Below are 4,115 nucleotides of genomic sequence, written 5' to 3'. Positions count from 1 at the left end.
TTCTCAGCAATCGCTGAGAAATGTCTACAATTGTGAATAATTAAGCTAAATTTTTATTATTCATAAATTCTTCAATAGGTATTATCTCATCAGCAAACATTCTATGAGTATGATTAATATAAGAAAGTTTTATAATATCTTTATCTATAATTTTTCCATTGTTCATATAATCGCCAAAATCATATAATAGTAGTGCAATCATATTGTTATTCAAGCATATGTCATATAAATAATCTGAAAAATCTTTAAATAATAGTTTACTACTTGAATTTATTATGCCTTTTACATCAATTATAAATCTTACATCAGAAAATCCGCTTTCAACTTTATTATCCCTATATCGTGCTAAAAACTCTTTTACTACCTCAAAGTCATTATTCAACACTATATTTTCCATAGTTTCATTACATATCATCAATTTCTCTGTATCATCTAAAAAATTGTATAAAAGATTATAGAGTCTGTCTTCAATATTTAAATAAACATATATATTATCCTTAATGCAACCCTTTATGTATTTATATATATTTATAACCATATGATCATCTCCATAATAATAAAAGGCTATATTTTTACCTAGTTTATTTATACTACTCATTATATATCTCTCCTTAAATTACTGTAATATTTTTACAATTAAAATATTCTACCATTTAATGGTATTACCTCTTTTTTCCATATTTTTTCTTTTTTTAAAATATGACAAAATAAATTCTTATATTTATACTTTATGTAAGTATAAGTTACTATATATCTACATATGTAATTTTATTTATTTTTTCTTAAAATATGTCTAATCTTAATTTTTTTTTATAACTATTCCATAAATAACTATGTTATACTATAATTTATGTGAATAAAATTATTTATGAAAGTTAAAATACATAATAGTGAAGAGATTTTATATATTGACCAGTTTTTTTCATTAAGATAAAATGAAAAAATGAGAATAAAATATCATAAAATTCATCACTAAGGAGGAAGTAACATGTGTGGATTTGTAACATTTTTTAGTAATACGCCAATGAATGTTGAAACTAAGGATGCGTTTACTCCAATGACAGCATCTATTATTCATAGAGGACCAAATCAAGATGGAGAATATGTTGATGACTATGTTTATTTAGGTTTTAGAAGATTAAGTATTCTTGATTTAGCAAATGGAAAACAACCTTATACTCACGAAAATGGTCAATACGAATTAGTATTCAATGGTGAAATATATAATTATTTAGAATTAAGAGAAGACTTAATAAAAGAGGGATATGAATTTAATACTAATTCAGAAATTGAAGTTATAGCAACTCTTTATAAGCATTATGGTGAAAGTTTTGTTAGTAAATTAAGAGGTATGTTCTCATTTATAATTTGGGATAAAACTAAAAATGTATTTTTTGGTGCAAGAGATCAGTTTGGAATAAAGCCTTTCTATTATATAGAAAATGATAATGGGTTATATATTGCCTCTGAACTTAAAAGCTTTTATTCAAATAAAGACACTACATATAAAAAGATTGATGAAGAATCTCTTCACAACTATTTAACTTTTCAATTTGTACCTGAGCCAAACACTATGTTAGAAGATGTTAAAATTTTAAAACCAGGTCATACAATAAGAAAAGAACTAGGAAAAAAACATGAAATAAATCAATATTATTCAATGCAATTCAATCCAGCTCCAATGCCAAAAGATGAAAGAATGAAAGAGATAAGAGATGTATTAGAGAAATCTGTTGAGCTTCATATGCAATCAGAAGTACCTGTAGCAACCTTTTTATCTGGTGGTATAGATTCTACTGTAGTAACTGCTCTTGCTAAAAAATTTAAGCCTGATATTAAAACTTTCACTATAGGTTTTGATAGAGAAGGATATACTGAAATTGATTTAGCTAAAGAAACTGCTGATAAACTAGGAGTTGAAAATATAAGTAAAATTATTACAGCAGAAGAGTTTGCTAATGAAATACCTAAAATTATATGGCATATGGACTCTCCAGTAGCAGATCCTGCTGCAATTCCTCTTTACTTTATAGCAAAGGAAGCTAGTAAACATGTAACTGTTATATTATCTGGTGAAGGTTCTGATGAGGTTTTTGGTGGATATACTATATACCATGAACCACTATCATTAAAAATGTTTGACTATATTCCTAATGGTGCTAAAAAGCTACTAAGATCTATGTCTTCTAAAATGTCGGAAGGTACAAGAGGAAAGAGTTTCTTAGAAAGAGGATGTACTCCAATTTCAGAACGTTATGTTGGAAATGCTAAAATATTTGTAGATTCCGAAAAGCCAGATATATTAAGAAGCTATAATAGTAAATATACTTATCCAAAAGCGATGAAGGATATTTATGAAAGAGCTAAAAACTATGATGAAGTAACACAAATGCAATATGTTGACTTTAATACTTGGCTTACTGGAGATATCTTAGTTAAAGCTGATAGAATGACAATGGCTCACTCTTTAGAGCTAAGAGTACCATTTTTAGATAAAGAAGTATTTAATGTTGCTTCAAAATTAACTTTAGATGAAAAGATTAATGGTCATGTAACTAAATATATGTTAAGAGAAGCTTATAAATCAGAGCTTCCTATGCTTAGTGCTATAGATAGAAAGAAATTAGGTTATCCAGTACCTATTCGCCTATGGTTAAAAGATGAGCTTTATGATTGGGCTGTTAATATAGTAAAACAAAGTAATGCTGATGAATTTATAAATAAAAAAGCAGTTCTAGATCTTATTGAAGAACACAGAAGAGGACCATTTGACAGAAGCAGAAAAATATGGACTATTCTCGTATTCTTAATATGGCATAGAGTTTTCATTGAAAATACTGCTTCTTATGATTTTCACAAAGAAATAGCTTTAGATAAAGTAACTAAATAAAAAGAGTCGTGACTTTAAGGTCACGACTTTTTTCTATTAATAACGCAGCATATTAATAGTAACACTATAATAAACGTTATAAAACTTACTAAATAATTATTGTATATCTCTAAAATTTTACTTATGAAGTATACACATCTTTCCTACAGATATACAGTTACCACAATATAAACATTTAGGTTTAGTTCTATCCCCTAATGCCCATCTATTTATAAGATCAGGTTCACAAATCAGCGGCCTAGACATTGAAAAGCATTCTATTTTACTATTATTAAGTACCTCTTCCATAGTATTTAAATTATTATTTTTACAAACTAACATTACTTTACACTTTACATTGTCCGCTATAATTTTTCCGTAATCTCTAAAAACAGAATCTGTATAACTTATTTTATTACTACTATAATTGCCACCACCACTTATTTCTATCCCATCAATTCCTCTTTTATCTAACTCATAACAGACATATTCACATTCTTCAAATGCAGCACCTTCATCATCAAAATCACTACAATTTATTTTTATAGTAACTATAAAATCTTCTCCAACTATACTTCTTATTTCATCATATACTTCTAATATTATTCTCCCTCGGTTTTCAACATTTCCACCATATTCATCAGTTCTTCTATTATAATAAGGGCTTAAAAATTGAGATAATAAATATCCATGAGCTCCATGTATTTGAACCCCATCAAGGCCAGACTTTTTAACTCTTAATGCAGCTTCGCTAAAAGCTTTTTTCAATAGTTCTATATCCTCTATAGTCATTTCTTTAGGAGTAACTTTAGTAATTTTATTTTCTATAGCTGAAGGTCCAAATATTTCTCTGTTTTCCACTTCAAACCCACTCAGAGAACCACCATATACTATTTGCTGAATATATTTGCAATCATATTTGTGAACTATTTCCCCAAGTATTTTATAATCTTCAATAAAGGAGTCATTATAAATTCCTAGCATTTTAGGAGAAGGCTGTTCATCTTTCGTAACATAAGCATAGCTTCCAATAATAAGACCCACTCCTCCTTTAGCTAAATTCTCGTAGATATTGTAAATTTCATCATTTAAATGACCATCATCCTTTGCTCTTCCTTCATAAGTAGCAGAACGAACAAATCTGTTTTTTAAAGATAATTTCCCCATGGTTACATTGTCAAATAAACTTTTCATTTAAATCCCCCTATTATAGATTTCGATCTATTAACTTATATGAACATTGCTC

Annotated in this window: 3 protein-coding genes; 1 reads left to right on the top strand and 2 read right to left on the bottom strand. The window is 27.5% G+C overall.

The annotated features are described in order from the left end of the window. Positions 1-40 precede the first annotated feature (40 nt). Positions 41-598: a hypothetical protein gene (locus tag B2W91_RS10555; protein WP_291580619.1), complete on the bottom strand. Its 558-nt coding sequence runs from the start codon at positions 596-598 to the stop codon at positions 41-43. A 390-nt stretch (positions 599-988) separates the two neighbouring features. Here B2W91_RS10555 and asnB point away from each other — a divergent pair, with 390 nt between their 5' ends. Then, positions 989-2,890, top strand: coding sequence for an asparagine synthase (glutamine-hydrolyzing) (gene asnB, locus B2W91_RS10550; RefSeq protein ID WP_291580618.1), 1,902 nt, complete (start codon positions 989-991; stop codon positions 2,888-2,890). Positions 2,891-3,007: 117 nt separating this feature from the next. Here the strand turns inward: asnB and B2W91_RS10545 are convergent, their stop codons facing one another. Further along, a complete protein-coding gene (locus B2W91_RS10545) occupies positions 3,008-4,063 on the bottom strand; it encodes an NADH:flavin oxidoreductase (protein ID WP_291580616.1) in 1,056 nt (351 codons plus the stop codon). Positions 4,064-4,115 lie beyond the last annotated feature (52 nt).

The organism is Clostridium sp. UBA6640 (genome assembly GCF_002455975.1).
Classification (GTDB): Bacteria; Bacillota; Clostridia; order Clostridiales; family Clostridiaceae; genus Clostridium_J.
The sequence above is the reverse complement of the archived record's forward strand: the minus strand, read 5'-3'. Positions and strand labels throughout refer to the sequence as shown.

Coding starts and splice junctions, on each gene's coding strand:
- B2W91_RS10555 (WP_291580619.1), bottom strand. CDS start 598: ATGAGTAGTATAAATAAACTAGGTAAAAATATAGCCTTTTATTATTAT.
- asnB (WP_291580618.1), top strand. CDS start 989: ATGTGTGGATTTGTAACATTTTTTAGTAATACGCCAATGAATGTTGAA.
- B2W91_RS10545 (WP_291580616.1), bottom strand. CDS start 4,063: ATGAAAAGTTTATTTGACAATGTAACCATGGGGAAATTATCTTTAAAA.